The organism is Elusimicrobiota bacterium, assembly GCA_041660925.1.
GTDB lineage: Bacteria > Elusimicrobiota > Elusimicrobia > UBA1565 > UBA1565 > JBAZUV01.
Genome location: JBAZVI010000020.1, coordinates 1 through 4,240, shown reverse-complemented (window position 1 = coordinate 4,240; position 4,240 = coordinate 1). Strand labels below are relative to the sequence as shown.

Sequence of the window (4,240 nt, the reverse complement as noted above, 5' to 3'; positions counted from 1 at the left end):
AGTCGTCGTGGATCGTCTCGGCCTCCAACATGGCGTTGAGGTAGGGCTGCGCGGCGTAGTTGATCTTGACGCCCCAGTCCTTGCGGATGTCGCGAGCGATGGCGCAGACGAGGCGCGGGGTGGGCTTGGCGGGCTTCGGGGCCAGTGCTCGCTTGCACGCCTCAGAGCAGAACTCGTAGGGAGTAGCGCCAGCCGCTACCTCGGGAAGCACCCGGCCGCAGCGGCAGCGCGAGACGGGGCGGCGCAGGACCTCGCCGGACTCGATGGTCCTCGAGATCTCGTCGGCCAGGGCCGCGTCCACCGGCCGGACCAGCTCGCGCAGGGCCTGCAGGGAGAGGGACTGCGCGTCCTCGGCGGTCCAGTTCAGGGCGGCGGCGATGCGGCTGTGCAGGGTGTTCATTACGACCTCCTAGGTCTGTGGGGCTCCAAGCCCCGGTGGTTGCTGCGTGCTGCTCTTGACACCCTCGACTCTAGTGGGGGTTAAACACGTTGTCAACAGGTATATGTCGATTCTTGCTAAGTACCCGGAAACACTAGGTTTTTAGCCCCTCTGGCGGCGGCACCGCTTGGCCCGCCTGATGGCCGCGACCACCGGCCGCGCCCCTGCGGCGTAGCCCCGCTCGCAGTCGGGGGAGCCGCGGGGGCTGTAGTAGCTGCGGCGGTCGGTCCTGCAGGCATCCGCCGCCATCGAGCGCAGCCAGTAGCCGCGGGTGCCCGCCTCACAGGCGTCGTCGGCGGCGCCCGGCTCACTGCGGATACGGCGCCCTCGGGCGAGGCCCCTCTTGTACTCGGCGGTCTTCATGGGGCGGAAGGTAGCCGGGCCCGGCCGGCGAGTCCAGCTGCAGCGGCGAGACAGGTCTGCAGGCAGATCTGGTAGTGCATCGAGAGGAGGCACTCACCTATGCAGCGCGTCCTCTCGGGCGAGGGCTCCCCGGCCGGCGGCGTGTGCTTGCAGCCGGCGAGGAGGAGCGCGAGGAGGAGCGCGAGCCTCACCGGCCCTCGCGGCGCAAGTCGCGGAGGACCCTCGCCACCAACGCCCGCAGCTCCCGGTCGGCGCCCGCCGGGAGCCCGCCCGACATGGCGTCGATGACCTCGTCGTCGCGGTGCGCCTTCCCGGCCTTGTGGACGAGGCGCCGCACGGCCTCTGGCAGCGTCTCGCGGTCGCGGCCGGAGAAGCCCCGCTTGCTCCAGACCATGTTCCGGTTGTTGGCGCCGGGGTTCTTGACCGACTCGGAGTAGACGAAGACCGTGCGGGACGACTTCGCGAGGCTCCGGGCCTTCTTGAGCGCCTTCGCCTTGCTGGTGAAGCAGGCCTCCAGCATCCAGTCGAGCACGCTGTTGTTGCCGTGCTTCACGCAGTAGAGCTTCCGGTCCATCGGCAGCCTCGCTTTCACTCGTCCTCATCCTCGACAACCGCCCGTGGAGCTGGAGGCAACCTCTCCCCCGTCTCCGCTGCCCAGGCCTTCGCGAAGCTGGGCTTCTCCTTCTCCTGGGCACGCGAGGGCGCCAGCACCAGGAACTCGTCCTGCGTCGAGGTCTTGCCCTTGCGCTCGCGCAGGCTCACCCGGAGGATGCCGTACTCGTCCTCGGTGACGCTCGACCGGTACTCCTGCGCGAACATCGAGAGGATGTTCGCCATCGTGTCGTGGTCGGCCTGCGTCGTGCCGTAGCGCCGGATGGAGCGCCCGTTGCCCCCCGCCGCGGTGAAGTAGCGGCGCAGGTGGTAGATGCTCCAGGGCTCGCGGTGCAGCTGCTTCTGGAGGGCCTTCTCGGCCGTGGTGATGCCGGCGCGCTGCAGCAGGTGGCGCAAACTCCCCTCGTTCGCGAAGAGCGGGATGAGCGGGTTGAAGGCCAGGGTGACGTACTCCAGCATCAGCGCCTCGGCTGCGGCCTCCGGGTAGTCGCGGTACCGGACGAGGGTCGCCTCGGGCATCTCGAGCCCCTTGCGCTCGCTGGCCTTGCCCCGCTGGAACGGACAGTAGGTGCAGCAGGACTTGGCCCAGGGCTCCCCGACGACCTCTTCGCAGTAGTCCTCGACCGCCTTGCGCCCCCAGCCCCAGCCCATGAGCGGGAAGTCCCCCTTGCGCCCAGGCAGCTTCACCCGCTTCTCGCCCGTCTCCCCGATGGTCGTGTAGGCCTTGGAGTCGCGCTCGACACGGCTCTTCTCGTCCGCGTTGAAGCCGATCACCTGTAGGAACGAGCGGTCCCCAAACTCGTCGCGCAGCCAGCGGTCGAGCACCCAGCCCTTGAACTTCAAGGTGCAGCGCCGGTTCGCCATGACGGGCAGCGTCGAGGCCCTCCGCAACTCGTCGGAGAGCCGAAACGCACCCTCGATGTGGAGCTTGCGCGGGCTGGTGGAGTCGTCCAGCACGGCGACACCAGCACGCATCGACATGGCGGCGCGGGCGATCTGGACGTAGCGGACGCCGTGCTCCCGGAGCCGGGGCAGGATGTGCTCCTCCACCAGGCGCTTCGTGTCCGGCCACTCGTCGCCCAACATCGCCGTGACGACGGTCAGGTCCTCGAGATCGAAGTCGCGGCTGCGCGGCTCTTCCAGCCAGCGCAGGAGGATGGCCGTGGAGTCCACGCCCATGCCGTAGGAGAGGACGACGGGCGTGCTCATCGCTTCTTCCACCAGTCCGGGTCCACCAGCTGCTCGACCGTGCTCTCGACCTCGTCGCGCGCAAGCTCCTGCAGCTGCTCCAGGCCGCTCTCGACGCCGCTGTTCTCGTCGTAGCTGCCGGCGGCGAGCGCCTGGATGAGCTTCTTGTCGTCCATCGCGTCGAGGGCCATGTGCCAGGCCATCCGCTCGACCTCGCGCGGCGGCAGGCCCAGGTCCTTGAGGGCGTCGAAGGCGATGAGGTAGGGCCCCATCGTGCGCGTCCGGGCGCCCATCATCTTGCCCGTGACGTTCTTGGAGTCCGAGGACACCTGCAGGCCCGGCAGGACGCGGGTCGCGGCGCGGAAGGTACCGGCGTACTTCTCCGACTGGACGCCGCGGCCCAAGAAGTGGACCGCCTCCGGGCGCGGGTCGAGGCGCCGCAGGATGTCCGCGATCTCGTCGTCGGGCGGCGGGCGGGCCTTGACCGTCAGCGGCAGGCCCGGCCGGACCTTGTCGAGGTTGGGGACGCCGTTGCCCTCGAGGACGCTCATGCACACGCGCCAGAACTCGGCCCGGTCCCACTCGCCTCCCTGCAGCGCGAGGACCGCGTGCGCCCCGTGGGACATGATGGCGCGAATCTCGTCGGCGTAGGCGGCGAGGCGGGCCAGGGTGCCCTGCTGACTCGCGACCTGATCCGGCAGGACCAGGAGCACGCGGGGGCCCAGCGCGCGGGCGAAGCGGTCGTACCAGCCCAGGCGCCTCACCCACTGCGCGTCGGTGATGGGCTTCGGCCAGGTAGGCTTGTTGTCCTTCTCGACCATCTCCGGGAAAGCGCCGTTGTCCACGAACAGCTTCGCCCCCTTGTGCCGCAGGAGGATCTCGATCATGTCCTGAACGAGGTCGTCGGACAGCTCCTCTGTAGTCGTGCCGGGGTTCGTCTCGCGCTCGGCCTGGGCGAGGAACCGGGCGCGCTGGTTGGTGCCGCTCTGGTAGTAGTGGAAGTCATCCGGCCACGGCCACTCGGTGGAGGGCGCACGCAGGTCGTTCCACTCCTCCGGGTCGGGGCCCTCGTTGCTCGCGGTCCAGTAGGGCTGCTTCATCGCCGCCTCTGCTTCGCGAGGTTCTTCTCGACGGCCTCCAAGGACCGCACGACCCGCTCGTAGCACCTCTTGAGGAACACGTCCTTGCCGTCCCAGGTCTTGAGGTTGCCCTCGACGGCGGCGCGGTCGCAGAACTCCCTGGCGACCTTGTCGAACTTGGCGCCCGCTCCTCTTGACGATGAAGAAGTCACCGCAGCTGCTCCTTGAGCCAGTGCTTGCGCTCCCCGATCTCGAGCCCCTTCATCGGCTCCACGACCGTGACGTTCCAGTCGAACTCCTTGAGGCCGGCGCGCACCGGCTCGACGTACTTCTTGCCGGCGTAGAAGGTGAGGCGGGCCGGGCCGCGGCGCAGGTGCCGTGCCGCGAGGTGGCACGCGACGTTGAAGCCCCAGGCCTCGTCGTACTTCTTCGACTTGCCAAGCTCCTGGTCGTACCAGTCGAGGACCGCGTCGAGCTCTACGAGGCCGTACTTGGCCGAGAGGATGTAGACGAGCGGGTGCCGCGCGACGGCGACCTCGAACTGCGCCTTGAACAGCTG

Annotated in this window: 8 protein-coding genes; all 8 read right to left on the bottom strand. The window is 68.9% G+C overall.

The annotated features are described in order from the left end of the window. A partial coding sequence (locus WC969_15540) for a hypothetical protein (GenBank protein ID MFA6031262.1) occupies window positions 1–400 on the bottom strand: 400 nt, incomplete at its 3' end. 141 nt (window positions 401–541) lie between these two features. Further along, window positions 542–802, bottom strand: a complete 261-nt coding sequence (locus WC969_15535) for a hypothetical protein (GenBank protein MFA6031261.1) — start codon at window positions 800–802, stop codon at window positions 542–544. After that, window positions 799–993 carry a hypothetical protein gene (locus WC969_15530; protein MFA6031260.1) on the bottom strand — a complete coding sequence of 65 codons (195 nt, stop codon included), beginning with the start codon at window positions 991–993 and terminating at the stop codon, window positions 799–801. Before WC969_15530 ends, WC969_15535 begins: the two co-directional genes overlap by 4 nt. Then, entirely contained in the window at window positions 990–1,394 is a 405-nt protein-coding gene (locus WC969_15525) for a hypothetical protein (protein MFA6031259.1), read from the bottom strand. The genes WC969_15530 and WC969_15525 overlap by 4 nt, the downstream gene beginning before the upstream one ends. Then, window positions 1,391–2,623 carry a hypothetical protein gene (locus tag WC969_15520; GenBank protein ID MFA6031258.1) on the bottom strand — a complete coding sequence of 411 codons (1,233 nt, stop codon included), beginning with the start codon at window positions 2,621–2,623 and terminating at the stop codon, window positions 1,391–1,393. The genes WC969_15525 and WC969_15520 overlap by 4 nt, the downstream gene beginning before the upstream one ends. After that, the gene (locus WC969_15515; GenBank protein MFA6031257.1) at window positions 2,620–3,702 is read right to left on the bottom strand and encodes a hypothetical protein; all 1,083 of its coding nucleotides are present in this window, start codon (window positions 3,700–3,702) and stop codon (window positions 2,620–2,622) included. Before WC969_15515 ends, WC969_15520 begins: the two co-directional genes overlap by 4 nt. Next, window positions 3,699–3,893, bottom strand: a complete 195-nt coding sequence (locus tag WC969_15510; GenBank protein MFA6031256.1) for a hypothetical protein — start codon at window positions 3,891–3,893, stop codon at window positions 3,699–3,701. Before WC969_15510 ends, WC969_15515 begins: the two co-directional genes overlap by 4 nt. Beyond that, window positions 3,890–4,240, bottom strand: a 351-nt coding sequence (locus WC969_15505; protein MFA6031255.1) for a DUF6884 domain-containing protein, incomplete at its 5' end; no start/stop codon positions are given. The genes WC969_15505 and WC969_15510, both read right to left, overlap by 4 nt.

Bases quoted from the DNA above. Each gene is read 5' to 3' on its own strand.
- WC969_15535 (MFA6031261.1), bottom strand. From the start codon at position 802: ATGAAGACCGCCGAGTACAAGAGGGGCCTCGCCCGAGGGCGCCGTATC.
- WC969_15520 (MFA6031258.1), bottom strand. From the start codon at position 2,623: ATGAGCACGCCCGTCGTCCTCTCCTACGGCATGGGCGTGGACTCCACG.
- WC969_15515 (MFA6031257.1), bottom strand. From the start codon at position 3,702: ATGAAGCAGCCCTACTGGACCGCGAGCAACGAGGGCCCCGACCCGGAG.